General features: G+C 64.2%; 25 protein-coding genes. 13 read left to right on the top strand and 12 right to left on the bottom strand.

Annotated elements, in window-relative coordinates:
* The first annotated feature begins 59 nt into the window (after positions 1-59).
* The 3 genes from HK108_RS00710 (at position 60) to HK108_RS00700 (ending at position 2509) form a co-directional block, all read left to right on the top strand.
* A complete protein-coding gene (locus tag HK108_RS00710; protein WP_181270361.1) occupies positions 60-590 on the top strand; it encodes a flavin reductase family protein in 531 nt (176 codons plus the stop codon).
* Between the two features lie 61 nt (positions 591-651).
* Positions 652-1728, top strand: coding sequence for an Rv2578c family radical SAM protein (locus HK108_RS00705; protein ID WP_181270360.1), 1077 nt, complete (start codon positions 652-654; stop codon positions 1726-1728).
* Positions 1729-1774: 46 nt separating this feature from the next.
* Positions 1775-2509, top strand: a complete 735-nt coding sequence (locus HK108_RS00700; protein ID WP_181270359.1) for a DsbA family oxidoreductase — start codon at positions 1775-1777, stop codon at positions 2507-2509.
* A gap of 108 nt (positions 2510-2617) precedes the next feature.
* Here the strand turns inward: HK108_RS00700 and HK108_RS00695 are convergent, their stop codons facing one another.
* Positions 2618-3274, bottom strand: coding sequence for a TetR/AcrR family transcriptional regulator (locus HK108_RS00695; RefSeq protein WP_139469571.1), 657 nt, complete (start codon positions 3272-3274; stop codon positions 2618-2620).
* 133 nt (positions 3275-3407) lie between these two features.
* Between HK108_RS00695 and HK108_RS00690 the strand changes: the two genes are divergently transcribed.
* Together HK108_RS00690 and HK108_RS00685 are read left to right on the top strand one after the other, a co-directional pair.
* Positions 3408-5816: an ABC transporter permease gene (locus tag HK108_RS00690; protein WP_181270358.1), complete on the top strand. Its 2409-nt coding sequence runs from the start codon at positions 3408-3410 to the stop codon at positions 5814-5816.
* Positions 5817-5909: 93 nt separating this feature from the next.
* Positions 5910-6656 carry an MgtC/SapB family protein gene (locus HK108_RS00685; RefSeq protein WP_229663883.1) on the top strand — a complete coding sequence of 249 codons (747 nt, stop codon included), beginning with the start codon at positions 5910-5912 and terminating at the stop codon, positions 6654-6656.
* 13 nt (positions 6657-6669) lie between these two features.
* On the opposite strand, the gene HK108_RS00680 is transcribed toward HK108_RS00685, so the two are convergent.
* Positions 6670-7239, bottom strand: a complete 570-nt coding sequence (locus HK108_RS00680; RefSeq protein ID WP_139469574.1) for a TetR/AcrR family transcriptional regulator — start codon at positions 7237-7239, stop codon at positions 6670-6672.
* Between the two features lie 125 nt (positions 7240-7364).
* Here HK108_RS00680 and HK108_RS00675 point away from each other — a divergent pair, with 125 nt between their 5' ends.
* Complete coding sequence (locus HK108_RS00675; RefSeq protein ID WP_181270356.1) at positions 7365-8549, top strand: ABC transporter permease; 1185 nt, start codon at positions 7365-7367, stop codon at positions 8547-8549.
* Positions 8550-8654: 105 nt separating this feature from the next.
* Complete coding sequence (locus HK108_RS00670; protein WP_181270355.1) at positions 8655-9482, top strand: MBL fold metallo-hydrolase; 828 nt, start codon at positions 8655-8657, stop codon at positions 9480-9482.
* Positions 9483-9528: 46 nt separating this feature from the next.
* Here HK108_RS00670 and HK108_RS00665 read toward each other — a convergent pair whose 3' ends face one another.
* The 5 genes from HK108_RS00665 to HK108_RS00645 form a co-directional block, all read right to left on the bottom strand.
* Entirely contained in the window at positions 9529-10704 is a 1176-nt protein-coding gene (locus HK108_RS00665; RefSeq protein ID WP_229663882.1) for a fatty acid desaturase family protein, read from the bottom strand.
* A gap of 103 nt (positions 10705-10807) precedes the next feature.
* The gene (locus HK108_RS00660; protein WP_139469577.1) at positions 10808-11458 is read right to left on the bottom strand and encodes a response regulator; all 651 of its coding nucleotides are present in this window, start codon (positions 11456-11458) and stop codon (positions 10808-10810) included.
* On the bottom strand, positions 11455-12735 hold the full coding sequence (locus HK108_RS00655; protein WP_181270354.1) for a sensor histidine kinase: 1281 nt from the start codon (positions 12733-12735) through the stop codon (positions 11455-11457). The genes HK108_RS00660 and HK108_RS00655 overlap by 4 nt, the downstream gene beginning before the upstream one ends.
* Before the next feature lie 145 nt (positions 12736-12880).
* Positions 12881-14254 (bottom strand): purine-cytosine permease family protein, encoded by a 1374-nt coding sequence (locus HK108_RS00650; protein WP_229663881.1) that lies wholly within the window; start codon positions 14252-14254, stop codon positions 12881-12883.
* The gene (locus HK108_RS00645) at positions 14251-14730 is read right to left on the bottom strand and encodes a YybH family protein (RefSeq protein WP_181270353.1); all 480 of its coding nucleotides are present in this window, start codon (positions 14728-14730) and stop codon (positions 14251-14253) included. Before HK108_RS00645 ends, HK108_RS00650 begins: the two co-directional genes overlap by 4 nt.
* Positions 14731-15041: 311 nt before the next feature.
* Here HK108_RS00645 and HK108_RS00640 point away from each other — a divergent pair, with 311 nt between their 5' ends.
* On the top strand, positions 15042-16307 hold the full coding sequence (locus tag HK108_RS00640) for an SLC13 family permease (protein ID WP_181270352.1): 1266 nt from the start codon (positions 15042-15044) through the stop codon (positions 16305-16307).
* 28 nt (positions 16308-16335) lie between these two features.
* Here HK108_RS00640 and scpC read toward each other — a convergent pair whose 3' ends face one another.
* Both scpC and HK108_RS00630 read right to left on the bottom strand, forming a co-directional pair.
* Entirely contained in the window at positions 16336-17841 is a 1506-nt protein-coding gene (gene scpC / locus HK108_RS00635; RefSeq protein ID WP_181270351.1) for a succinyl-CoA:acetate CoA-transferase ScpC, read from the bottom strand.
* Between the two features lie 10 nt (positions 17842-17851).
* Positions 17852-19201, bottom strand: coding sequence for an MFS transporter (locus tag HK108_RS00630; protein WP_181270350.1), 1350 nt, complete (start codon positions 19199-19201; stop codon positions 17852-17854).
* 178 nt (positions 19202-19379) lie between these two features.
* Between HK108_RS00630 and HK108_RS00625 the strand changes: the two genes are divergently transcribed.
* Entirely contained in the window at positions 19380-20312 is a 933-nt protein-coding gene (locus HK108_RS00625) for a LysR family transcriptional regulator (RefSeq protein WP_181270349.1), read from the top strand.
* Positions 20313-20314: 2 nt separating this feature from the next.
* Here HK108_RS00625 and HK108_RS00620 read toward each other — a convergent pair whose 3' ends face one another.
* Positions 20315-21325, bottom strand: a complete 1011-nt coding sequence (locus HK108_RS00620; protein WP_373284063.1) for a formylglycine-generating enzyme family protein — start codon at positions 21323-21325, stop codon at positions 20315-20317.
* Between the two features lie 103 nt (positions 21326-21428).
* Complete coding sequence (locus HK108_RS00615; RefSeq protein ID WP_167443931.1) at positions 21429-21572, bottom strand: GPGG-motif small membrane protein; 144 nt, start codon at positions 21570-21572, stop codon at positions 21429-21431.
* Positions 21573-21791: 219 nt separating this feature from the next.
* On the opposite strand from HK108_RS00615, the gene HK108_RS00610 reads away from it, so the two are divergent.
* Positions 21792-22535: a 3-keto-5-aminohexanoate cleavage protein gene (locus tag HK108_RS00610; protein WP_181270348.1), complete on the top strand. Its 744-nt coding sequence runs from the start codon at positions 21792-21794 to the stop codon at positions 22533-22535.
* 44 nt (positions 22536-22579) lie between these two features.
* Complete coding sequence (locus HK108_RS00605) at positions 22580-23368, top strand: fructosamine kinase family protein (protein WP_181270347.1); 789 nt, start codon at positions 22580-22582, stop codon at positions 23366-23368.
* A gap of 2 nt (positions 23369-23370) precedes the next feature.
* On the opposite strand, the gene HK108_RS00600 is transcribed toward HK108_RS00605, so the two are convergent.
* Entirely contained in the window at positions 23371-24174 is an 804-nt protein-coding gene (locus tag HK108_RS00600) for a DUF4352 domain-containing protein (protein ID WP_181270346.1), read from the bottom strand.
* Between the two features lie 159 nt (positions 24175-24333).
* Here HK108_RS00600 and HK108_RS19030 point away from each other — a divergent pair, with 159 nt between their 5' ends.
* Together HK108_RS19030 and HK108_RS00590 are read left to right on the top strand one after the other, a co-directional pair.
* A complete protein-coding gene (locus HK108_RS19030) occupies positions 24334-25755 on the top strand; it encodes a sensor histidine kinase (protein WP_229663879.1) in 1422 nt (473 codons plus the stop codon).
* Between the two features lie 171 nt (positions 25756-25926).
* On the top strand, positions 25927-26592 hold the full coding sequence (locus HK108_RS00590; protein WP_181270345.1) for a response regulator: 666 nt from the start codon (positions 25927-25929) through the stop codon (positions 26590-26592).
* Positions 26593-26626 lie beyond the last annotated feature (34 nt).

Below are 26626 nucleotides of genomic sequence, written 5' to 3'. Positions count from 1 at the left end.
GTCATCGCATCAACTGGCATCTGAGACACCGACGACCACACGAACGCAGAGGTGAAGGAATGACACTCTTGGCAGACCGCACCGCACAGTCACCGGCCCCGGTGACCCCCGCAACACCTGAGGCTCTCCGCGAGACCTTCTCCCATTTCCCCCAGGGGGTCGCCTTCATCGGCGCCGAAATCGATGCGGCGCCACTGGGCCTCGTCGCCTCCACCCTCACCGTCGGCGTTTCCCTCGACCCACCATTGGTCAGCGTCGCCGTCCAGAACACATCGACCACTTGGCCCACCCTGCGGCGAGCCCCCGAGCTGGGGATCTCACTGCTGGGCACTGACCAGGAGCACCTGGCCAGGCAGTTGGCAGCCAAGGACCGCAGTCGACGATTCACCGGCGTCAGCCCTGAGATCACTGCCGGAGGCGCACTGACGATCCCCGGCAGCTCAGCGTTCCTCTGGACCCGGCTCTACGATGAGGTCGCGGCCGGCGACCACACCGTGGCCCTGCTCGAGATCCTCGGCACTCGCAATGACGACGGACCCGAGGCCCTGGTCTTCCACCGCAGCGAGTTCAAGGGACTGCGCGTTTCCTGACCCCGTCTGAACGCAATGCCCCACGCTTGACTCGCATTCGAACTCGTGTTCGAATGCTGTCATGCGGTGGAACGAAGCGAGCGGCAGCACCGACCCCGGCACACCTGTCCTCTTCGGGACGAAGGGACTGGTCCGGTCGGTGCAGACGCCGGAATTCTCAGGAATCACCTTCCACGAGGTGCTGGCGAAGTCGGCGCTGAACAGGGTTCCCCAGTCCAGCTCGATGCCCTTCTCCTGGACCGTCAACCCCTACCGCGGCTGCTCACACGCCTGCGTGTACTGCTTCGCCAGGAACACTCACCGATACCTCGATCTCGATTCCGGGACCGACTTCGATCGCCAGGTCGTCGTCAAGATCAATATCGCCGATGTCCTCGCCGCCGAACTGGCACGCCCGAGTTGGGCGCGAGACCATGTCGCGCTCGGCACGAACACCGACCCCTATCAGCGCGCCGAAGGCCGCTACTCCCTCATGCCGGGGATCATCACCGCACTGGCCGAACAGTCGACTCCGATGTCGATTCTGACCAAGGGCACGCTGCTGCGACGAGATCTGCCTCTGCTGGCCCGCGTCGCCGAAGACGCTCCTGTTGAGATCAGCACGTCGATCGCCGTTCACGACGACGCTCTGCAGCAGAGCCTCGAACCCGGCACGCCGACGACGAAGGCCAGGCTGGCCACCGTGCGCGCGGCCGCCGAACTCGGGTTCGATGTCACCGTGTTCATGATGCCGATCATGCCGAAGCTCACCGACTCCCGTGACCACCTCGAATCCGCTCTTCGGGCGATCAGGGACGCCGGAGCCGCGCGAGTCGTCTACGGCGCACTGCACCTGCGTCCCGGCGCCCGCGAATGGTTCTTCGAATGGCTCGAACACAACCGCCCCGAGCTGCTCCCCCGCTATCGCAGGATGTACGCCGGCTCATCCTATGCCTCGAAAGACTATCGGCGCTGGCTCAGTGAGCGCATCAACCCCCTCATCGACCGATATGGGCTGCGCGGACGCAGCGATGACGACTACCCTGCGACCTCGCGGATGCGCGGTCGCCCAGAGTCGAGCCGAAACCGGCAGACGGTGGGCGTGCCAGCGGCTCCGACGCAGCAGCTCACCGCCCCATCGCAGCAGGCTCTGTTCTGAGCCGGACCTGCGGAATAACCATGAGATGGACACGGTTGGCAATGATATGAAGATTGAGATCTGGTCGGACATCGCCTGCCCCTGGTGCTATATCGGAAAACGTCGCTTCGAGGATGCCCTCGACGGCTTCGCTCACAAGGATGACGTCGACGTCCAATGGCGCAGCTTCCAGCTCGACCCGAGCCTGCCCGATCACTTCGACGGCACCGAAACCGAATACCTCAGTCAGATGAAGGGCATGCCCGCCGCTCAGGTGCGACAGATGTTCGACCATGTCACACAGCAGGCCGCCGGAGTCGGCCTGAACTACGACTTCGACTCGATCGTCGTGGCCAACAGCTTCACCGCCCACCGCTTCCTCCACTTCGCCAAGACCCACGGACTCATGTCCGAGGCCAAGGAGAGGCTGCTCTCGGGCCACTTCGAGAAGGGTCGCGACATCGGTGACGTCGACTACCTCGCCGAGGTGGGACGTGAGATCGGCCTCGATCCCGACGAGGTCCGCCGGATCCTCGCAACCGATGAATTCTCGGATGACGTACGGGCCGACATCAGTGAGGCCCGCTCGCTCGGCGCCAATGGAGTCCCGTTCTTCGTCATCGACCGCAAGTACGGGCTCTCCGGAGCCCAACCGGCGGAGGTCTTCTCTCAGGCACTCGAGACGGCCTGGGACGAGGGACAGAAGCTCACGGTGCTCGCCGGGACTCCGCAGTCAGCAGGCAAGGACGCGGCCGAGGACTTCGCCGACGGCGCGGTCTGCGGCCCCGACGGCTGCAACTGACCAAAACACCCCTATTGCTACCTGACGGCGGCCCAGCAACCTCGCGCGAGGTTGCTGGGCCGCCGTCAGGTAGTAATAACAGGAGATTCGGGCGGGGCTGTCAGCTGATCAGAGCAGGGGAACGCTCGGGTAGCGCACGGCACCGTCCGGGTCGGTCACCGGTGCCCCGAGCATTCCCGCCGCCGCATCGATGAGGAAGCGGCCGACCTGTTCCCAGCTGCCCTTATTGGCGTCTTCATTCATCTTCGCCTCCTGGTCGGCGCAGACGCCGACGACCATGCTCCCCAGCAGATAGGCGCGACCGCGCAGAACCCCTTCGGGGATCCCGTCGACCGCTCCGTTGATGAATCGCAGGTCATCGGGCAGGTCCGCGTCCCCGATCACCTCTTTGGCCACCTCGACGGCGGAGGGGACAGCCGAGATCTGAGACATGAACTGCGCCCGCCAGCTCGGCTTCGGAAGACTGTCGAGCAGCTCGATGAGCGGGCGCAGACGAGTCGTGACGAGCTCGTGGATGTTCGGCGTCTCGCCCAGCTGCTCCGTCAGCTCACGCCTGCGCCGAGCCATTTCGTCATGGTGGCGCTCGACGAGTGCGCGCAGCAGCCCCTCGCGGCCGCCGAAATGGTAAGCGATCGCCGAGTGATTCGCAGCCCCCGCGTGTTCGACGATGCGCCTGTTCGATACCGCATCGATCCCATTGCGCGCGAACAGCTCTTCGGCGGCGTCGAGCAGGGCATCCCGCGCCCGGTCACTCTGGATGGTCATTCCCTCATCTTTCCATTCGCTCTCGAAATCACAAGTTCTCGATTTCACAGTTTTAAGTCACGTGTCTTAAACTGGCGAAGTTCACCGTGGTCGACGAGGATCACACGATTTCCGATCCTTGAAGGGGACGACAATGTCCGATAGCCAACCGCGAACGAGAAAAGAGGCCCTCGAGTCCGAGCACCCGACATCGCACCCGGCTTCCGACTCCGAGGCCGGCTCGACTGCGACCACCGAGGACCAAGCAGCGGCCAAACGCGCGAAGGCCGAATTCATCGGCCGCACCGTTGCGATCTTCCTCATGCCGCTCATCTTCGTGGGCATGATGATCACGAGCTACCTGGGGACGATGCACTCCCCCGAAGCCAACGACATGCCCATCGTGGTGGCGGGGTCATCGGCCAAGGCCGATGATGTGGCATTTGCGATCAACGGCGCCGAACCCGACGCCTTCGAAATCGAGACGACCGATGATGTCTACGACGCCCGCCAGGACGTCTATGACAGGGAGGCCTCGGCGGCGATCATCGTCAAGGGCGATACCGCGACGATCGTCACCGCCAGCGGAGCCGGGATCCAACAGTCGACCACCGTCGAGCAGCTCGTGCGTCCCGCGCTCGCTGAAGACGGTTTCACGGTCAACACCGACGACATCGTCCCGTTGCCGGACAACGATCCGTCCGGGATGGCGGCGATGTTCCTCATGACTTCCATCGTCATGGCCGGCTACATGCCCTTCAGCGTTCTGCGGTCGAATTCGCCTGAACTGCTGAAGTTCAAACGCATCGTGCCGATCCTCGCCGGGTGGTCGGCTGCCATCGCCGGCCTCGTGTGGACCGTGGCCTGCCCGATCCTCGATGTCGTCGATGTCAAGGACACGGCGGCCGTCCTCGGCATCGCCTGGCTGGGCGTTTTCGCCATCTCCTCCGTCCAGCTCTTCATCACCCGCCTCGTCGGGGCACTGGGTGTGATTCTCGGGATCCTCTACCTCATGGTCCTCGGCATGCCGTCGTCGAATATGGCGATGCCGGTGTACAGCATGCCGAAGTTCTTCCGCTTCACCCACGAGTTCCTGCCGATGCCGGCGATCGGCGAGTCCCTGCGCTCCGTGCTCTACTTCGACGGCAACGGAGTCACCGGACACCTGTTCGTCCTCGCCCTCGGCGCGGTGGCCGGTCTGCTGCTGACGAAGGTCTACGACCACTTCTACGCCAAGCGCAATGAACACCCTGTGCCGCTGGATGTCAATGTGGCAGCGATCCACGGCGGCCGGAGGCCGGATACGAAGCTCATGCGCTACATCTCGCTGACCCTCTTCCCGCTGGCGATGGTGACCATGATGATCACGTTCATGCTCGGAGCGATGCATTCGCCGACGCCGAAGGACATGCCGGTCGCGGTCGTCGGGTCCTCGGTCGAACAGGCCGAAGACACGATCAAGCAGCTCGATGAGCAGATGGACGGAAAGTTCGAGTTCACCGCGCTCGATGACAAGGGCGAAGCCCGTCGGCTCGTGGAGAACCGCGATGAGGTCGCCGCGCTCGTCCTACCCAGCGAGAAGAATCCGGATTTCGAGCTCTTGGCCAACCAGGCCGGCAACAACGCTTCCTACCGTGTGGCCGTACAGGTCTTCGAACAGGTGGCTCAGGCGCAGGACTCCGATCTCACGGTCGACGACCTGAAGCCCTTGCCCGATCGGGACAAGAACGGCGTGGTTGTGATGTACGTGGCGATGGGATGGATCCTCGCCGGCTTCATGGTCGTCATCGTTGCCGCTAACGCCAACCCGTGGACCAGGCCGCTGAAGCGGATGCTGCCGATCATCGTCGTCTACGCACCGTTTATGTCGCTGGTCGTCGCGACCATCGCCGGTCCGATCACAGGAGCCGTCGACGGGCATTTCGCGGCGCTGTGGGGCGCCGGCATCATCGCCATCGCCTGCATCTCCATGTTCGCCATGGTCTTCGAAAGGCTCTTGGGCATGTTCGCGATCATCCCGGTCATCGGCACGCTCATGTTCGCCGGCGTGCCGTCGTCGAACGGAGCCCTCTCGCAGTATATGGTGCCGAAGTTCTTCGCCACATTGCACGATTTTCTGCCGATGGCCGCCTCGGTCGAGACCATCCGCTCGATCCTGTATTTCGACGGCGATGTCGTGACCGAACATCTGCAGGTCCTCGGCCTGTGGGGACTGGTGTCGCTGGCTCTCGTCTTCCTCATCGATGGCATCAAACCGCCGCGCACGGCCCATGATTTCGGCAATCTCCACCTCGAACGCGAGCGAGAGATCGCCAAGGAACAGCGGAAGCAGGCATTGGCGTTGGGCATGTCCCCGGATCATGCGAAGTCCGACGCCGAGGCGGCCGATCAGGACTCCGCGCCCGGCCAGGAGTCGTACCAGACCGTTCAAGGATCCATCGTCGACGACGGCACCGACGCGCAGGAGTCGGATCGCCGAGCCCCGACAGCCGGCGACGGCCAGGCCCGCAGCCGCAGACCTCACGAGGAGTCAATCCCCTCCACAGTCTGGCCTGCTACCTGAGGGCGGCCCAGCAACCTCGCGCGAGGTTGCTGGGCCGCCGTCAGGTAGTAATTGGGGGTTGTTCGTTGGGTGTGGGGCTATGGTGAAGGCACTATGGTCAACTCCGCGTCGCTTGAGAACATCATGAGCAGCACCGGCCTGTTGGAAGCCGGCCTGCTGCTGGCCAGCTTCGTCCTGTGCTCCCTCATCGGCTTCGAGCGGCAGTTCAGGCAGAAGGCCGCCGGGTACCGCACCCACGTGCTCGTGGGCATCGGCACCTGCGCTTTCACTCTGATCTCCGCGTATGGATTCGCCGGAGTGCTCGAGAACGACGTCCGCCTCGACCCTTCACGAATCTCCGCGCAGATCGTCTCCGGAATCGGCTTCCTCGGCGCCGGAGTCATCTTCAAAGGACGCAACATGGTCCGCGGACTCACCACCGCCGCAACGATCTGGGTCACCGCGGCCGTCGGAATGGCCTGCGGTGCGGGAATGCTGCCCTTGGCCGCCATGCTCACTGCTCTGCACCTGTTCACGCTGTTCGTCATCGCGCCTCTCATCCGCAGGATCCCCAACAGCGACCATCGCAAACTCCTGCGCATCACCTACCACGACGGGGCCGGTGTCCTCCGCGAGATCCTCGCTCTGGCCGGCCGAATGGGTTTTGCGAATACCATCGTCGATTCGCGCCGCTTCGAGTCCCCCGACGAGACGCGGATGGTGCAGGTCGATGTGAGGTTCGACGGAAAGCGGCCTCTGCACCTGCTCGTCGCCCCGCTCATGGAACTGAGCGGCGTCGAAACGGTGAGCATGCGCGAAGACCGCGTCCACTCGGTCGATGACGACGGCGATTCCGTATGAGCAGCCGACGAACTCAGAAATCGACGCTGGAGATCACTGCTTCGATTCCGGCCCGGACCCGCAGCCGGGAGGATTCGCCGAAGACGGTCGACTGGACGACGGCCCCCTGGATCATTGCCAGCAGCCCGGGCACCATTGCCGCGGCACGAGCCCGCGCGCCTTCAGCGTCCGCTCCCCGCTGATCCTGCAGATAGGCAGCAAGATAAACGGTGAATTCTTCGATGAGCGTCTCGAAGACCCCACCGGCGAAACTCGCGAACTCCTTGTCGTAGGAAGACTCCCCCCAGACCTGAACCATGACCGAGGCGAACGGATTGTCGATGAGCAGGGAATCGATGAGCTCGACGAACACCTCGGCAGGAGCTGTCACCTCACTTCCGGACTTGGCCGCCTCGAGCACCGCCATGCGCGGCTCCATCACCCGGCGGGCGACGTCGATCATCAGGTCGGCCTTCGACGCATAGTAGACATAGACCGCTCCGGCCGACAGCCCCGCTTCCTTGACGATGTCGGCCATGGACGCACCGGCGAACCCTCTGCGCGCGAAACAGGCCAGCGCCGCATCCTGAATCCTGGCACGCATCGCACTCCTGTGCTCCTCGGTGACCTTCGGCACATCTCCCCCAAAAAAATGAATGACCATTCTTGATATATCCTAGCGGATGGATTCATAATGAACGAGTATTCGTTTTCGATGATTGGACAGACATGCCGACCCAGATACTCAGCAGAGAAGACAAGGCCGACCACTCGGCGGTGAGCGAGACACCGGAGAAGGCGGCGCAGGCCGCTCCCCCGCAGTTCGGACGCGCGATCCTCGTCGCCGTCCTCGCCGCCGCCGTCGTCAGCCTCGTCATGCTCGCCTTCAGCTGGCCGACCGTGACCTCGGACCCCAAAGACCTGCCGATCGCAGCGGTCGGAGACGAAGAGCAGATCGACCAGATCGCTGAGAACGCCCCGGACGGCATGCTCGATCTCAAGACCGTCGACTCACGCGCCGAGGCGGTGAACCTCATCGAACAGCGAGAGGTCTACGGCGCCTTCGTCCTCGAGGACGAACCGGAGATCCTCATCGCCAAGGCCGCCTCCCCTGCTGTCGCGCAGCAGCTCAGCGGAATCGGCACCCAGATGCAGCACAACATCGACCAACAGGCGATCTCGGGCCTCCAGGAAGGCACGAAGAAGATGCAGGAGCAGATGCAGAAGGCTCTCGAGGCCGCTGCCTCCGGTCAGGCCCCGCCGCAGGGCAACCCGGCCGGAGACGGCGCCGATCCGGCCGCCTCGGCGACGGAGGTTCCGCAGGTGAAGATCACCGACGTCGTGCCGCTCTCCGACGACGATCCCTCCGGTGCGGGACTGGCCATCGCCGGTCTGCCGTTGACCCTTGGCGGCATCGTCGGCGGTGTGCTCACCAGCATGGGCATCCGCTCACGGCGGATGCGCCTGGTCGGCACCATCGTCTACGGAGTCGTCGGAGGACTGGCACTGGCCCTGATCATGCAGACCTGGTTCGGGATCCTGCAGGGGAACTTCGCGATCAATGCCCTGGCGATCGGCTTGTCGATCGCGGCCACGGTCGGCCTGATCAACGGCTTCGTCTCCCTCATCGGACCTGCCGGCATCGCGTTCGGTGCAGTGCTCACGATGCTCATCGGCAATCCGATCGCCTCGCTCAATCAGCCGAAGGAGTTCCTCGCCGGCTCCTGGGGCGATATCGGTCAGTTCTTCGTGCCCGGAGCGGCGGGCACGCTGCTGCGCGATCTCTCCTACTTCCCTGACGCGCCGTCGGCTCTCCAGTGGTGGGTGCTCAGCGCCTGGCTCGTCGTCGGCATCGCGCTCATCCTCGTCGGCCACGTCCTCGCCCACAGGAAGGCGCACACGGCCGCCCACTGACAAGCTGCCGCGTCGTTGGACTCCCATCGATCCTGGTCTTCACTTCATGTGAGGACTAGGCTCGGTGGGAGTCTGTGGTTTCCTCTGTGGAACCGAGAGGATGACATGGTGGCATTTTCCGATGTGACGATCTGCCGCACCTGCGGGGTGGAGACGACGACGCCTCCACCACAGCTGTGTCCGATCTGCGAGGACGATCGGCAATGGGTTCCTGCCTCCGGCCAACAGTGGACGACTCGGGCAGACCTCGAATCCGAGGGCCACCGCATCGCCACCACGGAGAGGGAACCCGATCTCTTCGCCATCCGCGTCGAACCGAAGCTCGGGATCGGGCAGACCTGCTATCTCGTGTGCACCGATTCCGGCAATGTGCTCTTCGATGTTCCCGCCTATATCGACGCCGAGGCGGTCGCGGCGATCCGGGACCTCGGCGGAGTTGCGGCGATCGCCGCCAGCCACCCGCACATGTTCGGCACCCAGTTGGAATGGAGTGCCGCATTCGATGGAGCTCCCGTCTTCGTGTGCCGGGCCGACCTCGAATGGGTGCAGCGGACCGGCCGGGCCGTCTGCCCCTATTTCCACGAGGCGGAGCCGGTGCCTGGGGTGAGGCTCCGGAGGACGGGAGGTCATTTCCCCGGCAGTGCGGTGGCAGTCTGGACGGGCGCCGACGGCGCCGGGGTCATGCTCAGCGGCGATTCGATCGGTCCGGTGGCGCGATCGGGGTGGGTGACGTTCATGCGCAGCTTCCCGAACTATCTGCCGTTGTCGGCCACGGTCGTCAGGCGCATCGCCGCTTCGGTGATCGATCTCGACTTCGACCGCATGTACGGCAACTTCGGTCAGTCGATCGGTTCCGGGGCACACTCTGCAGTGCAGACCTCAGCAGAACGCTATGCCGAATGGGTCTCCGGCGACCACGATCACCTCACCTGAGTTTCCCCCGACGGTCCCTCGGTGCGAACCGAATAAGGCCCGCCGGTCAGCGCGACCGGAACTGCGCGGTGACGGGGCAGTCGAAGGGGTCTGCTTCGCCGAGGCCCACCCGGTTGAGGTAGGCGATGATGATCTTGTAGGACTCGAGCAGAGTCGTCTCGGTGTAGGTGATGTCCTTCTGGCGGCAGTATTCGCGGACCATCGGCTGCACCCGGTGCAGGTTGACGCTCGGCATGCTGGGGAACAGGTGGTGTTCGATCTGATAGTTCAGACCGCCCATGAGGAATCCCATGAAGCGACCGCCGGAGATATTGCGTGACATCAGCGTCTGACGGCGCAGGAAGTCGATCTTCACATCTTTGGGAACGATCGGCTGTCCTTTGTGGTTGGGGGCGAATGATCCGCCCATATGCACGCCGAAGACGGCGAGCTGGACGAGGAAGAAGACGCTGCCGATGAGAGGACCTGCCGCCCAGATGGCGAGCGCGGGGAACCCGATGAGGCGGATTCCGATGAAGACGCCTTCGATCCAACGGCGTTTGATCGACGACTGTCCCCGGACGATGGCTTTGACGGATTCGACGTGCAGCTGGAGGCCGGCCAGGGTCAGCAGCGGCAGGAAGAACCAGCCCTGACGTGCGGCGAACCATTTGGCCAGGCCTGTGCGTTCACGTGCATCCTCGGGAGTGAAGACGAGGGCGCCAGGAGCGATGTCTCCGTCGACTCCGGCCTTGTTCGGATTGGCGTGGTGAAGCGCATTGTGCTTCTTCAGCCACCATCCGTAGCTCAGTCCGATGAAGAGGTTGCCGATGATCGTCGACACCCACTCCCCCACTTTTCCGCTGGTGAAGATCTGCCGGTGTGCTGCGTCATGGGCGACATAGGCGGTCTGGGTGAACAGTGCACCGAAGACGACTGCGGTCGCCATCTGCCACCAGCTCTCACCGATGAGGAAGAGCATGGCGAAGGATGCGACGTAGCCGAGTCCGAGGAGGACGAAGCGCAGGGTGTTCCAGCCCGGCCGTCTGGCCAGCAGGCCCGCTTCTTTGACCTGCGCCATCAGCGCGCTGAAGTCGCTGGTGAATTCCTGTTCGGCGGTTCCCCTCTTCGCTCGCCTGCGTTCGAGCACTGCGGCCCGCGTGGCCCGATCCGGTGCCGGAGTCGACAGTTCGGTCGCAGTTGGGGAAGACGGTTCGGAAGTCATGAGGTCAGACGGGTTCATGGTTCCCACCGTATGGATGCCCGCGCCGTTTTTCGTCACCCCTGGGAGCCGTTCTTCACCCCCTACTCGGGTAGGGGGTCCGAGGTGAGGACAGGTGCAGAACTCAGCTGTTGGGGACGATGAGACCTGATTCGTAGGCGGCGATGACTGCTTGGGCGCGATCTCGGGCATCGAGTTTGTATAGGATCCGGGAGACGTGGGTCTTCACGGTCTGCACTGCGATGTGCAGACTCGCCGCGATCTCCGTGTTGGACGCTCCGCGGGCGACTTGGATGAGGATCTCGCGTTCTCGGTCGGTGAGTTCGGGCAGCGCTGTGCGGTTGGGCTTCTGTCCTCCGGTGGCGAAGTGTTCGATGACCCGTTTCGTCACGCTCGGTGCCAGGAGCGCTTCGCCTCCGGCGACGATGCGGACCGCCTCGGCGAGTTCACTGGGCGGGGCATCCTTGAGGAGGAAACCGCTGGCCCCGGCGCGGATGGCATCGAAGACATAGTCGTCGATGTCGAAGGTGGTGAGCATGATGATCCGGGTCTCGGCATTCGCGGCGACGATCGTGCGGGTTGCTTCGATTCCGTCCATCAGCGGCATTCGGACGTCCATGAGGACGATATCGGGGCCAAGGTCGGCGACGAGCTCGACGCAGTGTGCACCGTCTTCGGCCTGTCCGATGACCTCGATATCTGCATGAGCGCTCAGCAGCGCGGCGAAGCCGGCGCGGACCATCGCTTGGTCATCGGCGATGACGATCCTGATCATGGGGTCTCCTTGTCCGTGGCCGAAGTGTCCGTGCCCGGTGTGTCGGCGCTCGGTTCACCGTCGTCGGTCGAGCGTTCGCGGGGCGAAAGCGGCAGCACTGCTTCGACTTCGAAGCCTCCGTCGGCAGTGGCTCCGCTGCGGATCTCCCCACCGACGGAGGCTGCCCGTTCGCGCATGCCGATCAGTCCCTGCCGGCTGTGCTTCTCGTGTTTCGCGGCCTCGCCGGGACCGTCGCCGTGGTCATTGGTGACGCTGATCCAGACGGCTGAGCTGCCACCGCGGATACGGATGGCGATGGCGGAGTTGCGGGCGTGGCGGATCGCGTTGCTCAGGGCTTCTTGGATGATGCGGTAGCCGGCGAGTCCGGTGCTGTCGCGCATGAGGTGGTCGATCGGTTCGCCGCTGCGTTCGACGGTGACCTGCACTCCGGCCTGTCGGGCCTTCTCGATGAGCGGGTCGATCTCGGAGAACTTCGGCTGCGGCGCCAGTTCGCCTCCGCCTTCATCGTTGCGCAGGACGCTGAGCAGTCCGCGCATCTCGGTCAGCGCTGTGCGGGCTGAGGTGGAGATGTCTTCGAACTCTTTGGCCACTTCTGAGTCGATCCCGGCATGGCGGAACGGTGCGCTGGAGGCTTGGATGTTGATGATCGACATGCTGTGGGCGACGATGTCGTGGAGTTCCCTGGCGATGCGGGCCTTCTCCTCGATGGTCACGCGTTTGGAGTGCTCCTCCGCGGTGTTCTCCTTCTCCTGGACCAGTTGGGAGCGGATGAGCTGCCATTGCTGGATGATGACCGCGGCGAGGTAGACGCCTCCGGCGATGCAGGAGTAGATGAGGATGTTGACGATGGCACCGTCAGTACGGGTGTCTGCGACGAGCAGATGAGTGATGAGCACCGCGGCCGCCGAACCTGCGATGCTGCCGAGCAGTGCGGCCAGGGCCACTCCCCAGTGGGCGCGGAGGCCGATGATGAGGATGATGACGATCTGAGTGATCATCATCGGAACCATCCACGGCCACGGCACACCCGACACGAGCGGCCCCAGCAGCGGCAGCACAGTGCAGGCGGCGATCGACATGATCGTTCCGAAGAGCGGTCGCAGCATGGACAGCGGCATGGACCCGACATGGACGATGGTGACCACGAAGGCCAATGCGACGGGGGCCTCGTTGACCGAGACGGCGATCGACGATTCCACCGCGAGCATGACGATGGCAAGCACGATCACCGCGACCCAGGCCAGCGCCTCGGGGTTGAGTCGACGGTTCGGGGGCATGAACCTGTCGAAGACTACCATCACAGACACCCGGTTCCCTTCTGTGATTCCGGCCGACCGTTGCGATCATAGCGCCTGTGCTGCTTCATCAACTGTGAACGGCACATAGTGGTCAGTTCCCGGCCCGGAACCGAGAACTCCCCGTTCAGCTTCCGCGGATCCCGTCGGCCAGGTGCGCATGCCGAGTTCCCGCGAACTTCGCTCGGCTGCCCCAGGACAGCACGAGGTAGAGCACGAAGGAGATGGCGAAGGACGGGATCGTCGCTCCGATCGGGCTGGGATAGGCGTAGGTGAGCACATAGGACGCCAACGCCCCGAGGACCCACACCCCGACGGCCACCCAGTTGACTCCGCGGGTGTAGGAGTAGAGGCCGCCGGAGTCCTTGAGGATGTCGGGTGAGTAGGCACCGCGTTTGATGATGTAGTAGTCGACGATGAGGATGGCGAAGACGGGGACGAAGAACGCCCCGATCATCGTGAGGAAGTCGGTGTACTGATCGAGCAGGGCCAGCCAGGTCGATCCGATGATCGAGATCGCGCCGAGGATGAGGGCCGTCGGCAGGAACTTCAGCTTCGTCCTGCTCTGTGCGCCGACGACGGAGTTGACCATTCCGTAGACAACCATCGTGTTCGTGGCCATGACGGAGAGGAAGATGACGATGGCCAGCGCCCATCCGAATTCCGCGGCTAGGGCCGTCGGGTCGAATTCGGCCGGGTCTCCCCCGTCGAGCAGGATGAAGCTGAACGCGGTGAGACCCAGCAGCATCGCCAGCACGGTCGAGGTCAGGTAGCCCAGACCCGATCCGACGATTCCGGCCTTCTGAGTCCCGGCCAAACGGTTGAGGTCGCCGGAGAGCACGGTCCAGGAGACGGCTGTGGAGATGACGATATCGAGTGCGAGGACCGGAGTGAACTCGAGCTCCGGCAGGCTCTCGATTCCTGCGTATTCTCCGGGTGAGTGTCCCGTGAACGCGATGACGAAGACATAGGCCATGACCAGCAGGATGAGAAGAGCGAACCAGGGTTCGGCCTTCTCGATCCCTTCGTGGCCGAGGATCGCCAGTCCGACGACGAGCGCCTGGCAGAGCACGGAGAAGAGTATCGGGTTGGAGAATCCCGTCGTCTGGGCGACGACGTAGTTGACGCTGATTCCCGCCAACATGGCCTGCACCCAGCTCCATCCCATGAGGATGATGACGTTGGCGGCGACCGGCAGGAAGCTGCCCTTGGCGCCGAAGGCACCGCGGGTGATGGCCATGGTCGCCAGGCCCGTGCGGGTGCCGATGTTGCCGATGAGCGTGAGCACGATGGTGCCGATGAGCGTGCCGACGATGATGACGATGACCGCTGTGGTGAAGTCGACGCCGGGGACGAACAGGGTTCCGGTCAACAGGGTCGTGACGACTAGGTTCGCGGCCAGCCAGATCATGAACATCCGTCCCCCGCTCAGGGTTCCGCGGATGACTCCGGAATCGTGGCCGGATTCCAATCGCTGTTCCAAACGGCGGTACCAGTTCACTGCGCGCCCTCCTCGGCGCCGGGCTTGTTTTCGGCGGCACTGGGACCAGCCGCCGACGAGCCGTCGGCAGGGTCCGGGACCGTGGAGAGGTGTTCGTGGATGGCGATGAGTTCACCGTCACCGAGGCGGCGGAAGACGATCGATTCGCGTTCCCGGTATGATTCCCGCCCGTCTGCGGTGTTCACGGTCGTATCAACGGTGTGGGAGAACACGGCTCCGCCGGGGAAGGTCTGGACGAGCTGGTCCGATGAGGCGCAGGCGGCCACTGACAAGCCGTCGGCCAACCACGAAGCCCACTCCCTTTCATATTCCGCACGAGTGTTCAGGCGTCGCGCTTCGGGGTGGAAGACGAACGAGGCGTCCTCGGCGAATCGGGAGAAATACGACTGAGTGTCCGTGGCGGCGAAGGCATCGACGATCGCCGAGGCGGCCGTGAGCACATCGGATTCGCTGGGCTCCGGTGTGGATTCGTTCATGATCGACGGCGACCTTTCGCAGACTGAGAAACGGAGGATGCCGCGCTGAGTCCAGACGACTCTCGTGCGGCCCGATGAAGCTGAATGACACACTAACGAGTCTGTGATCGTCCGCACTATCCGCGATGGACGAATTCTGCCCTCAGTTATACGAAGCGGCGAATCGGCAACTGAGTCCTTCCGCTGAACGTCGCTGTGAGTTCATATGCCGAATGGACCTGATCGCACCAGGTGACATGCATTAATTTGAGTCGCATGCCCATGTGCCGCCGGACATTCCGCGGCTGACGTTCGAAGGAGAAGCTGAACCCATGAGTGCAGAACTGATCTGCGTAATCGTCCTCGGACTGATGTTCGTCATCGGAACCTGGCGGGACATCAATATGGGCCTGCTCGGCTTCATCGCGGCCGCGGGCGTCGGCGGCCTCGTCCTGCACCAGATGCCCGAAGAGTTCCTCGCAGGATTTCCCGTCGACCTCTTCCTTACGCTCGTCGGCCTGACCTACCTCTTCGGCTTCGCCCAGAACAACGGCGCGATCGAAGTGATCGTCCGCTGGTGCGTGAAGCTCGTCGGCGGGCGCATCGGACTCATGCCCTGGATCTTCTTCGCGCTGACAGCTGTCCTCATCTCGCTCGGGGCGCTCTTCGCCGTGGCCATCATCGCGCCGCTGGCACTGTCGTTCGCGCGGCGTCATGGGATCAATCAGTTCATGGTCGGTCTGCTCGTCGTCCACGGCGCCCTGGCCGGCGCGTTCTCGCCCATCAGCGTCTACGGCATCTTCATCAACGACTATCTGACGAAGAACGGCCTCACCCCTGCGCCGCTGACCTTGTTCCTCGCCCCGTTCATCTTCAATACCGTCTTCGCGGTCGTTGTCTGGTTCGTCCTCCGTCGCCGGCCAGGACTGCGCGCGGAGGCAGATGGGGCTCACCCCCACCCAGGGTCCGAATCCGACGGCGGAACGACCATCCGTCTCACACGCTCTCAGATCCCGACCCTGATCGGGCTCATCGCGATGGCGCTGTCCGTGATCATCTTCAGCTGGGATGTGGGCCTGGTGACCATCACGATCTCGGTAGTGCTCGCCGCCATCGACCCGGCCGCAGGCAAGGCCGCGCTGTCGAAGGTCTCATGGTCGATCGTCATCCTCATCTGCGGAGTGCTCACCTACATCGCCGTGCTGCAGGAGGCCGGAACCGTCGAATGGGTCTCGGCCGGCATCTCAGCGATCGGCGTCCCCCTGCTGGCGGCGCTGCTGCTGTTCTACATGTCCGGCCTGATCTCCGCGCTGGCGTCGTCCTTAGCGATCATCGGTGTCGTCATCGCCCTGGCGGTGCCGTTCCTCGAGTCGGGCGACGTGCATGTCGGAGGGTTCGTCGCGGCGCTGGCGATCGCCGCGACCATCGTCGACATCAGTCCGTTCTCGACCAACGGCGCGATGCTCCTGGCCAATGTCCATCCGAGCATCCGCGACCGCTACTACAGACAGATGATCGGCTACGCCGGCCTCATGTGCCTCATCGGGCCAGGACTCGCCTGGGTGGTCGCCGCGGTGCCGACCGTGATAAGCGGCTGAACCGGCGGGGTCGGGGCCCCGCTGCCGCTCACATGTGCCCGGTCGTGATGAACTTCTCGTGCCAGGACAGAGCCTCGGCGAGGATGTGCGGGGTATGCCGACCGGTCGGGTTCGCCGCGATCGCACGTTCGAGGTAGTCGGTGAGACGGTCCCGGTAGTCCGGGTGGGCGCAGTTGTCGATGATCTTCCGTGCCCTGGCCACCGGCGGCAGTCCGCGCAGATCGGCCAGGCCCCGTTCGGTGACCAAGATCTGAGTGTCGTGTTCGGTGTGGTCGATATGGCTGGCGAACGGCACGATCGCAGAGATCGCTCCCGCTTTGGCCTGCGAATTCGACACGAAGAAGTTGAGGTAGGCGTTGCGGGCGAAGTCACCGGAGCCGCCGATGCCGTTGATGATCGACGAACCGGTCACATGCGTGGAGTTGACGTTGCCGTAGATATCGGCCTCGACCATTCCGTTGATGGCGATGATGCCGAGTCGGCGGATGGCTTCTGGGTGGTTCGACATCTCCTGGGTGCGCAGCAGGATCCTGCCCTTGTACGACTCGATCCGGTCATTGAAGTCCGCTGCCCGTTCGGCCGAGAGTGAGAACGCCGTCGCCGACACCGAGGTGAGCTTTCCGCTGTCGATGAGGTCGAGCATTCCGTCCTGGATGACTTCCGTATAGGCGGTCAGTCCCGCGAACTCGCTGTCGGCGAGATTGCCCATCACCGCATTGGCGACATTGCCGACGCCTGACTGCAGCGGCAGCAGCTCCGGCGGCAGCCGATCTGCGGCGATCTCATGGCGGAGGAAATCAACGAGGTGGCCGGCAATCTCCTTCGAGTCCTCGTCGGCAGGTTTGAACGGCAGGTTCCGGTCCGGAGCGTTCGTCTCCACCACGGCGACGACCTTCGCCGGGTCGACACGCAGATAGGGGTCACCGATGCGCTGCATCGGCTCGAGCAGTTGGATCGGCAGCCGCTCGGGCGGACGCCGGGTTCCGTAGTAGACATCGTGGAAGCCTTCGTAGCCGCGCGGATGCCAGTCGTTGACCTCGAGGATGACCTTGTCGGCCAGGTCGAGCCATGTCTTCGAGTTCCCGACGGAACTGCCGGGAACCAGCAGACCGTTGGGCAGGATCGCCGCGACTTCGACGACGGCGACGTCGAGGTTGCCGTAGAAGCCGAACCACGCCTGCTGAGCCGAATGGCTGAGGTGAGTGTCGACATACGCGGTGTCACCGGAATTGATCGAGGCCCGCATCGCCGGATCGGATTGGAACGGCAGCCGTTTGCTCACCGCGTTCGCTTCGGCGAGTACCCCGTCGAGTTCCGGCGCGGTCGATGCTCCCGTCCACAGTTCGATCCGGAAGTCCTCACCACGGTCGTGGGCGGCCTGAGCACGTGTGGCCACCGCCCCCGGCACTGCCTTCGGGTACCCGGAACCGGTGAAGCCGCTCATCGCCACACGTTGGCCATTGTCGATATGGCGGGCCGCCTCCTCAGCGGTGACGGTCTTCGTGCTCAGTTCGGGGCAGGTGATTCTCGACATGACTCGCAGTCTATCGGGCGGCCGAGTGCCCGGCCGAGGCGGTCCCGCTGTCGCGGCCGGAGCCGCCGTATCCGCTGTCGAAACGTTCGGCGTCGACGTCGCCGAGAGCAGATGCGGGTTCGGCATCCGGTACCGCAACCGCAGCCTTCGACTGCCGAATCACCGTCTGGGAGAGACTCGGAACCGGAATCGTGACGATCGTCGCCAGCAGCAGGGCCAAGGTGAAGATCATCGTGCCGATGACCAGCGGCATACTCAGCGCCAGCACTCCGACGACGACAGCCGGAGCACCGGCCCCGGCATAGAAGGCGAGATAGAGTGCCGCGGAGATGCCGGCTCGGTTCTTCGGCGGAGTGAGCACGTCGATCTCCCGATTGGCTCCCCAGTAACTCAGCCCGTGCCCGATGCCAGTGGCCACGGCCGCGAACACCATGATGACCTTCACCGCCGCGGGACTGATCTCGGGCAGATTCGATGACAGCAGGAGTGCTGCCCCGAGCCCCATGAGCGTCAGCCCCAGGGTCTGAGCCGCCCGCGGTTGGAACTTCGGGGCTATCAGTTGGCTCGCGGCCGAGACGACGAGAACCGAGCCGACGATGAGGCCGGAGGTCAGGGTGCCCGAGCTCGGAATGATCGACTGCGCCATCGAAGGCAGCAGAGCAAGGAAGAGGCCGAGCGCCGTCCAGCCGATGAATCCGGTCAGAGCGGCGATGTTGAAGCTAGTGCGCATGGCGCCGGGCACTGACGGCCAGGTCGGCCTCCACCGCTGCCGAGTGATCGGCCGCTGCAGCGGCATCATCGCGATGAGAACCATGACGATGACGATCAGGAACACCATGACGAGGAACGGCAGAGCGAGCGGCGCCGTCGACAGCGATGACACGACGCCTGCAAGTATCGGGCCGAGTCCGGACCCCAAGACGAACGAGATCGTCGCCAGAGTCGACCCCAACCAGACTCGCCGCGCCGGTGAGGCCTCGACCATGAGAGCGATTCCGGCGCCGGTGCCCAGCCCGAGTCCGATGCCGACCAGGGCCCTACCTATGAACAGACCGGCGATTCCCGCCGTCTCGATCCCGAAGACCGCAGTGCCGAAGCCGACCAGGGCGATCGCCGCCAGCAGCACCGGCTTGCGGCCGAACGCATCAGCAGCCGAGCCGAACAGCAGCAGCGACGGCAGACAGCTGAAGACATAGGTCGCATAGAGCGAAGTCATCATGGACTCCGACATCCCGTGGGCCTCTTGCAGCAGCGGATACAGAGGGCTGGCCATGTTCGCGGCTGCCGAGAGAATGAGCAGAACCAACGCGCCGAACCACAGCTGTCGCCTCGTCCCTCTGATACGTGCGTTCTCGGCCAAACGGAACCTCCGTCTCTTCGCGTCGTCATCTGTTCCCTCGGTGACTGCGGCTGCGTCTCCGAGTCTGCTCTGCGACCTCCTGGTGATTATTCGCATCGCCCTGTCGATTCCATGATGGAGCCACGAGAGTATTGTTGTCTATCGTAAGAAACCCCACGAAACCATTCGATAGGAGCACATGATCGACAGTCGGCTCACCATGTTGAGCATGATCCAGCGACACGGCACGGTCACTGCCGCGGCACACTCACTGCGCTACTCGCCGTCGACGGTGTCCCACCAGGTCAAACAGCTCGCTGCCGAGCTCGGAGTGACACTGCTCGAACAGCACGGGCGCAATGTCAGGCTCACCCCGGCTGCCGAGGCGCTGCTGCGCCATGTCGATGTGATGTCGGCGGAGTGGGAGATGGCGCTGGCCGATCTCGGTCGCTACTCCGAGACTGTGTCCGGCTCGTTGGGACTGTGCGGTTTCTCCACCGCCGCCAGTCTGCTGCTGCCGCCGACGATGCGGGCTCTCAACCGGCAGTTCCCGCATATGCAGACTCAGACGATCGAAGCCGAACCCGGCGAATGCTACGACTACCTGCTCTCCGGAGATGCCGATATCGGCATCGTCGTCGCGGCTCCCGACATCCCCGCCGGCGGTGATGATCGGTTCAGCCACCACGTCCTCATCGACGACCCGCTCGACCTCATGGTTCCCCTTGACCACCCGTTGGCGGACCGCGCACAGGTCACGATCGCCGACACCGTCGATGAGATATGGATTCTGGGCAGGCCGGGCACGGGCTACCACCAGCTCGTCATGGCCAGCTGTGCGGCGGCCGGGTTCGCACCCCGCATCGGGCATTTCGCCGATGACTGGAACACGGGAACCGCCCTCGTCCACGGCGGCTTCGGAGTATGTGTGGCGTCTAGGATGTCGCGCTCGCAGGATCTTCATCCGGTGCGCCGAATCCCCATCAGCGGTGACAATGCCCCGTCACGGCACATCACGGCCGTGACCCGGACCGGAGCGGATGCCCGTGAGACTGTGGCGTTCGCTCTCAAGACGCTGTCGGTCGAGACGGAGTGTCTGATGAGCCGCCTCGGTGCGGAGCTCCGGGACTGAGCTCAGTGTGCTTTTCGGACGGCTCGGAATCCGATGTTCGACGCCGATGAGTCCGGAGTGTTCGAGGAGCGGGCGGCCACCCGGTAGCGATTGCAGTAGGAGTCGTGGCACAGGAACGATCCTCCGCGCATGATCCGCTTGTCTCCGATGTCGGGGCCCTGGGGATCGGACTGCGGGGAATGCTGGTAGTAGTCGCGGGTGAACCAGTCGGCGCACCATTCCCATACATTGCCGACGGTGTTGAACAGGCCAAGCCCATTGGGCGCGAAGTGTCGGGCCGGTGCGGTGCCGATGAAGCCGTCGTCGAGGGTGTTCGTACGCGGGAACTCGCCCTGCCAGATATTGCAGTTCCATTCCCCGTCGGTCAGCAGCCGATTGCCCCACGGATAGCGGCGGCCCTTGAGGCCCCCGCGAGCGGCGAGCTCCCATTCGGCTTCGCTCGGCAGCCGTGTCCCGGACCACGCGCAATAGGCCTGGGCGTCGTCCCAGCTGATGTGGACGACAGGATGGTCTCTTCGGTTGTCGATGGTCGATCCCGGACCTTCGGGTGCGGCCCAGTTCGCCCCGGAGACTTCGACCCACCAGGGCACGCCTGGAGCCTGACCGAGGATGTGAGCTTCTGCTCCCGGATTGGTCTCCAAGAGCATGGCGAAGACCGCTGAGGTCCCCAGACGCTCCGCGGTGGTGACGAACCCCGTGTCAGCGACGAACCGGGCGAAATCATCATTCGTCACGCTTGTCGTCGCGATCTCGAATTCGGTGAGGTTCACGCGGTGACGTGGCCCCTCACCGTCGGCGGGATGCCCGTCGCCGAAGGGATCGCCCATGTCGAAGGTGCCGCCGGCGGTGACGAAGTCGAAGCTGAACTCGGGCTCCGACTCCGAATTCACGGCAGGATCAGCACCAGGGTGCGAAACATGACTGTCCACCGCCTCGGCGCGGCTGGTCGCCGGGGCGCAGCACGAATGGCCGTTCTGCGCCCCGGCAGTACTCAGGTCTCCGGTCTCTGTCACGCGTGGGCGCCCCTTTTCTCTCCGGGTCTGTCTCGATGCTGGGCAGACTCTGGGATCACCCTATGACCTCAGCCAGGGCAGGGGACAGTCCGGGACCTGACGGTCAGGTGAAGAGGCTGACTCCGCCCGGCCCCACGAGGCAGCCGACGACGATGAGGACGATTCCCCACAGCAGCTGTTTGCGGAAGATCGCAAAGATGCCGGAGATGACGAGGATCGCTGCGATGATCCAGAGGACGAAAGCCATTTGAGCTCCTATTACCATGTGAGACACCTCGGTCGAGGATGGTTCATCCTTGCACGACATCTGCCGTCATTCGGGCTCATTCCGAACAACACGCCGCACCGAACCCCATCATGATCGGGGCGTGCCCGCGCGGTGTCTTCGCAGTGATTCGAGGCTGACTTCTCACGGTCTTGCAGAAGGGACCTGTACTCGCCGTCACGAATGCGAGACAGTGGACAGATGAACGGATCAGCTTCGCACGAACCGCTGCTGCATGCCGCCCTCAACGGTGATCGCGACCACCCGGCGACTCCGCGGACACCGCAGTCCATCGCCGCCGAGGCGGCCGCCGCCGTGGCAGCAGGTGCTCAGGTCATCCACCTCCACCCCTTCGATGCGACCGGCCGGCAGACCTTTCATGCCGAACCGGTCTCGGCCACGATTCGTGAGGTGCGTGCCGCGTGCCCGGGCATTCCGATCTCTTTGAGCACCGCGGCCGAAATCGAACCCGATCCGCAGGTCCGTCTCACGCTCATCTCCGAATGGGCCGAGCTGCCTGACTTCGTCAGTGCCAATCAAGGTGAGTCGGGAATTCGCGAAGTGTGCGAACTGCTCATCGAGCGCGGTGTTCGAGTCGAGGCAGGTCTGCTCAGCCTCGACGATGCAGCGGCATTCGTCGATTCCGGGCTGGCCGACCGATGCGCACGTGTGCTCGTCGAACCCACTGTGACCGATCCGGATCATGCCTTGGCTGAGGCCGCCGCGATCGAGCGGGTCCTTGCCGATGCGGGCATCGAACTGCCGCAGGTCCACCATGGGGAGGGCATCGCCTCCTGGGTCGTCAATGCCCGAGCCATCAGGCGCGGCCACGGCATCCGCACCGGTTTGGAGGACACTCCGGTCCTCATCGACGGCACTCGGGCAACCGGCAATGGCGACCTCGTTTCGGTTGCCGCCGGTCTCCTCGCCGAGCTCGGGAACTGACCCGAGGTCTGACGGACAACGGTTCCCCCGGCTAACCTGTGGCCATGACTGATTTCCTCAAACTGCGGAAGTCCGCCCCGGACGGCTTCTTCGCCGCCGAGGCCGCCGGGCTGAGGTGGCTGGCCGAACCAGATGTGGTCCCGGTCGTCGAAGTGCTCGAACACGGGCCGGATTTTCTGCGGCTGCACCGTCTCCGGGAGACCGGTCCCGACGCCGAGGCGGCCGCTGCCTTCGGTCGTGCCCTCGCCGGGCTCCACGATGCGGGTGCTCCCGGTTTCGGTTGGTCACCGGCCCCGCAGTCATTCTTCGGCCCCCTCGACAGTCCCTTCGAGGTGCCTGCCGAGCCCGTCGACGATTTCACCGACTATTGGGTCGGGCAGCGCTTACGACCCCTGACCTCTGCGGTTGCCGGGGATCTCAGAGGTGAGGACCGGGCGACGGTCGCCTCGGCGATCGATGCCATCGCGTCTGGCGCCTTCGCCGGCATCTGCGGTGAGGGTGCAGAGACGCCGGCCCGCGTCCACGGCGATCTGTGGGCGGGGAATCTTATGTGGACACCGACTGGGGTGACGCTCATCGATCCGGCCGCCCACGGCGGTCACCGACTGGAAGACCTCGCGTTGCTCGCCCTTTTCGGTGCCCCGTTTCTCGAGGAGATCTTCTCCGGCTACGAACAGGCCCACCCGATGCCGGACGGTTGGCAGGAGGACCTGCCGGCGCACAGCTTCTTCGCTCTGCTCGCTCATATCCGTCTGTTCGGGCGCGGATTCCTCGGGCAGACGGTCAGCGCCGCCCGGTCGATCATCGCCCGGGCGGAACAGCTGCACCGGTGAGGTCACTTCAAGGAGATCTCCACCGGGTCGGAGAACAGTCCGCCGGCGAAGGTCAGCTTGTTCGGGTCGGCGTCTTCGGGCACGTCGAAGACGAGGACACCCTCGGCGGTGTTTCCGGGGTTGATCTCTTCGAGGAAGAGGATGTTGTTCTCGGCCGCATAGATACCGGCTTCTGAGTCCGCAGAGTAGGTGTTGCCGGACTCATCACCGAGTTTGATGTCGTCTTCGAAGAAGAAGTTCGGATCCGATCCGGTGTTCTTCACCGACAGTTCGATCTGGACGAACTGTCCCTGTGCCTTGGCGTTGAGGAATTCGTCGCCGACCTGTGAGACACCGTCCTCGACCTCTGCGACGGTGATCTCCCAGTCATCGGCGGCCACGGTGTCTCCGATACCGTACGAAGCCTCCTCGGCGGGTTTGTCGGCGGCCTCCTTCTTCTTCGTGGACTCCCCCGACTGCTGAGCGTCGGACGTGCCGCCCTTCGCAGTGTTGGTGTCGTCTCCCCCGCCTCCGATCGCGCTGGCAACGGCGATGATGACGATGACGACGAGCAGCCAGAACCACCAGCGCTTCAGCAACGGCTTCTTCCGCTTCGGCGGCTTCTGGCCGTAGGGCTGCTGCGGGTAGCCGCCGGCTCCGTAGGCAGGTGCGTTCTGTGCTGGTGCCCACTGTTGGGGGTCGAAGTTATGAGCTGGCTGCTGCTGGTGGTTGCTGTGAGGGGGCTGGTGCTGCGGGGACCATTGGTGCTGAGGCTGTGGTGACTGCGGCTGCTGCGGGGTGTTCTGGGGATTCCGCGAATGGGACATGACGCTCCTTCGAAGCTGGTTCTGGCTGACTGCTCCAGCTTCGTCCCGTCCGCGCCCCGGCGCGTCCGCAATCGGGCTGGACCGCACCAGCCGATCGGTTGATCCCGTCCAGCTGAAAGGTGGACTACGTGTGTCAGCCCCCGCGGTTACGATTCTCTTGTGTCAGTACAATCCGCCCCTCGCCGCAGAATCCCGCGCGGCGTGCGCATCGCCGGCAGCATCCTCGTCGGCGTCATTCTCTACCTCTTCGGGTTCTTCACCTCGTCAATGGCGGTGACGGCGAATGCCTGGGCATTCTCCGACGGGGAACTCAACGACACCGGACTCGTCGCCGTCCTGCTGCTGTTCCTCGTATGGGGACTCGTCTTCCTCCGTCACCGATGGCCGTGGGTGCCCTTCGTCGCCGGAGGACTGCTCACCGCGGGTTGGGGCGATGCGCTGATGCTGCTCATTGCGGTCTTCCACCTCGTCGTCCGAGCACCCCGGCGGCAGGCGATCACCGCCTCGGCGGTGGGCACCGGACTGATCGCGTTCTCCACGGTGAGGATGTGTCTGGCACCGGCTGAGCACAATCCCTTCAGCATCTTCTTCCTGCCCGATCCGGCTCAGGTCACCGGGCTCGAGGCGACCATTCCGCCGGAGGATGCGCACCTGGCGATCAGAATCATCACGGTCGCTGCCGGAGTCATCGGACTGTGTACGGCGCTGGGAGTCGGTGCGCTTCTGCGTCGGACTCGGAAGATGAGGGCGGTCGAGTCGATCGCCGAACGCGAAGCTCTGCGCAATGAGTCGCTCACGGCCGAGATCGCGCGGCAGTCGGAGCGAGAGCTCTTGGCACGCGAGCTTCACGACACGCTCTCCCACCGACTGTCGGTGATATCTCTGCATACCGGTGCCCTTGAGGTCGGGGCACGCACCGACCCCGAGGTCGCTGCGACGGCGTCTGCCCTGCGGGAGGAGGCCCGTGCGTCCATGGAGGATCTGCGTCATCTGGTGGGTGGTGTGAGGCGCGGAGATCTGGCCCGTCCGCGGCCTGGCCATGGCATCTCGTCGCCTCCGAGCCGTGCGACGATGTCAGCGATTCCCGAGCTCATCTCCTCTGTGGCCTCCACCGGTACGGTCATCCGCCCCCTCGTCGTCATCCAGGACGTGGACTCGTGCCCGCCTGCGCTCGACCGTGCGGCCTTTCGCATTGTTCAGGAGGCTCTGACCAACGCGATGAAGCATGCACCGAACGTGCCCGTGACGGTGGACGTCGCCGTCTCGGCAGCTCGCGGAATCCAGATCGCGGTGAGCAATCCGCTTCCGCGTGGTTCAGCCCCGGTCGATGTTCCGCCTCGCCCCCGATACGCACCGGGTTCGGCGCGAGAACCCGGCGCCGGTGCGCCCGCTCAGAAGTGGGGGCCGCCCGGGACGAGTCCGGTGCCGCACGGAGCGCACTTGGCGTCGACCGGGTCGGGATCCGGGATTGTCGGCATCCGGGAGCGCGCCGAGATGTTCGGCGGAGACGCGTCGATCGGGGTGATCGGCAATGAGTTCCACGTCCAGGTGAGCTTCCGGTCCTTCTCTCCTCCGAACTGATTCGCAGCCTGTCCGGACTGTTTCCGATCCTGTCCGGACTGTTTCCGATCCTGTCCGGACTGTTTCGCATTCTGCCGGAACGTCTGCCGACAACGGCCGAAAGAGCCATGTGGAACAGCGACTTCAGCGCTGCGACAAGTTGTGACAGCAGCCTCGGGTATTGTGACATTCATGAACCAAGCCGCCCCGATCCGAGTCATGGTCGTCGATGACGATCCCATGGTCATCACCGGGATCAGGGGGATACTCCAGGCGGCCGACGGCATCGACGTCGTCGCCTCGGCGTTGAGCGGGGAAGAGTCCGTCGAGCAGGCAGGTCTGCATTTTCCCGATGTCGTGCTCATGGACATACGGATGCCCGGAATCGGCGGGATCGAAGCTACTCAGCGTCTGCTCAACAGTGTACGACCGCCGAAGGTGGTGTCTCTGACGAGCATGAGCAGCGACGATCACCTCTTCAGGGCGCTCGAGGCGGGGGCCGCCGGATACCTCCTCAAGGACATCGGCCCTGTGGATCTCGCTGCTGCGGTCCGCAAGGTCCACGCAGGTGAGCCCATTCTCGCCCCGCAGTCGATGCGGCAGGTCATCGCCAAGGTCAGGTCGAACTCCGACCATCGACTGCAGAGGGAGGCCGTTGAGTTGCTGGCCGGACTCACCGATCGCGAGCGGCAGATCGCCGAGTTCGTGGCCGACGGTCTGTCGAATCAGGAGATCGCCGAGGAGACGTTCATGAGCCTGGCTACGGTCAAGACTCACCTCAATCGAATCAACGTCAAGCTGGACACGAACAATCGCGTGCGCATCGCCACGATGGTCGTTCGCGCCCGCGGGCACTGATTCCGATAGATCGACCGGCGCGACTTTCAGAGAA

Origin of the sequence: Brevibacterium sediminis (assembly GCF_013623905.1) — a bacterium.
Classification (GTDB): domain Bacteria; phylum Actinomycetota; class Actinomycetes; order Actinomycetales; family Brevibacteriaceae; genus Brevibacterium; species Brevibacterium sediminis.
This window is presented reverse-complemented; position numbering and strand designations above follow the sequence as displayed.

What these genes read in the sequence shown, in the direction of transcription:
- HK108_RS00680 (WP_139469574.1), bottom strand. Translation starts at nt 7,239, where the DNA reads ATGCGTGCCAGGATTCAGGATGCGGCGCTGGCCTGTTTCGCGCGCAGA.
- HK108_RS00670 (WP_181270355.1), top strand. Translation starts at nt 8,655, where the DNA reads ATGGTGGCATTTTCCGATGTGACGATCTGCCGCACCTGCGGGGTGGAG.
- HK108_RS00655 (WP_181270354.1), bottom strand. Translation starts at nt 12,735, where the DNA reads ATGCCCCCGAACCGTCGACTCAACCCCGAGGCGCTGGCCTGGGTCGCG.
- HK108_RS00675 (WP_181270356.1), top strand. Translation starts at nt 7,365, where the DNA reads ATGCCGACCCAGATACTCAGCAGAGAAGACAAGGCCGACCACTCGGCG.
- HK108_RS00705 (WP_181270360.1), top strand. Translation starts at nt 652, where the DNA reads ATGCGGTGGAACGAAGCGAGCGGCAGCACCGACCCCGGCACACCTGTC.
- HK108_RS00690 (WP_181270358.1), top strand. Translation starts at nt 3,408, where the DNA reads ATGTCCGATAGCCAACCGCGAACGAGAAAAGAGGCCCTCGAGTCCGAG.
- HK108_RS00660 (WP_139469577.1), bottom strand. Translation starts at nt 11,458, where the DNA reads ATGATCAGGATCGTCATCGCCGATGACCAAGCGATGGTCCGCGCCGGC.
- HK108_RS00685 (WP_229663883.1), top strand. Translation starts at nt 5,910, where the DNA reads ATGGTCAACTCCGCGTCGCTTGAGAACATCATGAGCAGCACCGGCCTG.
- HK108_RS00710 (WP_181270361.1), top strand. Translation starts at nt 60, where the DNA reads ATGACACTCTTGGCAGACCGCACCGCACAGTCACCGGCCCCGGTGACC.
- HK108_RS00590 (WP_181270345.1), top strand. Translation starts at nt 25,927, where the DNA reads ATGAACCAAGCCGCCCCGATCCGAGTCATGGTCGTCGATGACGATCCC.
- HK108_RS00695 (WP_139469571.1), bottom strand. Translation starts at nt 3,274, where the DNA reads ATGACCATCCAGAGTGACCGGGCGCGGGATGCCCTGCTCGACGCCGCC.
- HK108_RS00610 (WP_181270348.1), top strand. Translation starts at nt 21,792, where the DNA reads ATGAACGGATCAGCTTCGCACGAACCGCTGCTGCATGCCGCCCTCAAC.
- HK108_RS00605 (WP_181270347.1), top strand. Translation starts at nt 22,580, where the DNA reads ATGACTGATTTCCTCAAACTGCGGAAGTCCGCCCCGGACGGCTTCTTC.
- HK108_RS00625 (WP_181270349.1), top strand. Translation starts at nt 19,380, where the DNA reads ATGATCGACAGTCGGCTCACCATGTTGAGCATGATCCAGCGACACGGC.
- scpC (WP_181270351.1), bottom strand. Translation starts at nt 17,841, where the DNA reads ATGTCGAGAATCACCTGCCCCGAACTGAGCACGAAGACCGTCACCGCT.
- HK108_RS00645 (WP_181270353.1), bottom strand. Translation starts at nt 14,730, where the DNA reads ATGAACGAATCCACACCGGAGCCCAGCGAATCCGATGTGCTCACGGCC.
- HK108_RS00665 (WP_229663882.1), bottom strand. Translation starts at nt 10,704, where the DNA reads ATGAACCCGTCTGACCTCATGACTTCCGAACCGTCTTCCCCAACTGCG.
- HK108_RS00615 (WP_167443931.1), bottom strand. Translation starts at nt 21,572, where the DNA reads ATGGCTTTCGTCCTCTGGATCATCGCAGCGATCCTCGTCATCTCCGGC.
- HK108_RS00700 (WP_181270359.1), top strand. Translation starts at nt 1,775, where the DNA reads ATGAAGATTGAGATCTGGTCGGACATCGCCTGCCCCTGGTGCTATATC.
- HK108_RS00640 (WP_181270352.1), top strand. Translation starts at nt 15,042, where the DNA reads ATGAGTGCAGAACTGATCTGCGTAATCGTCCTCGGACTGATGTTCGTC.
- HK108_RS00600 (WP_181270346.1), bottom strand. Translation starts at nt 24,174, where the DNA reads ATGTCCCATTCGCGGAATCCCCAGAACACCCCGCAGCAGCCGCAGTCA.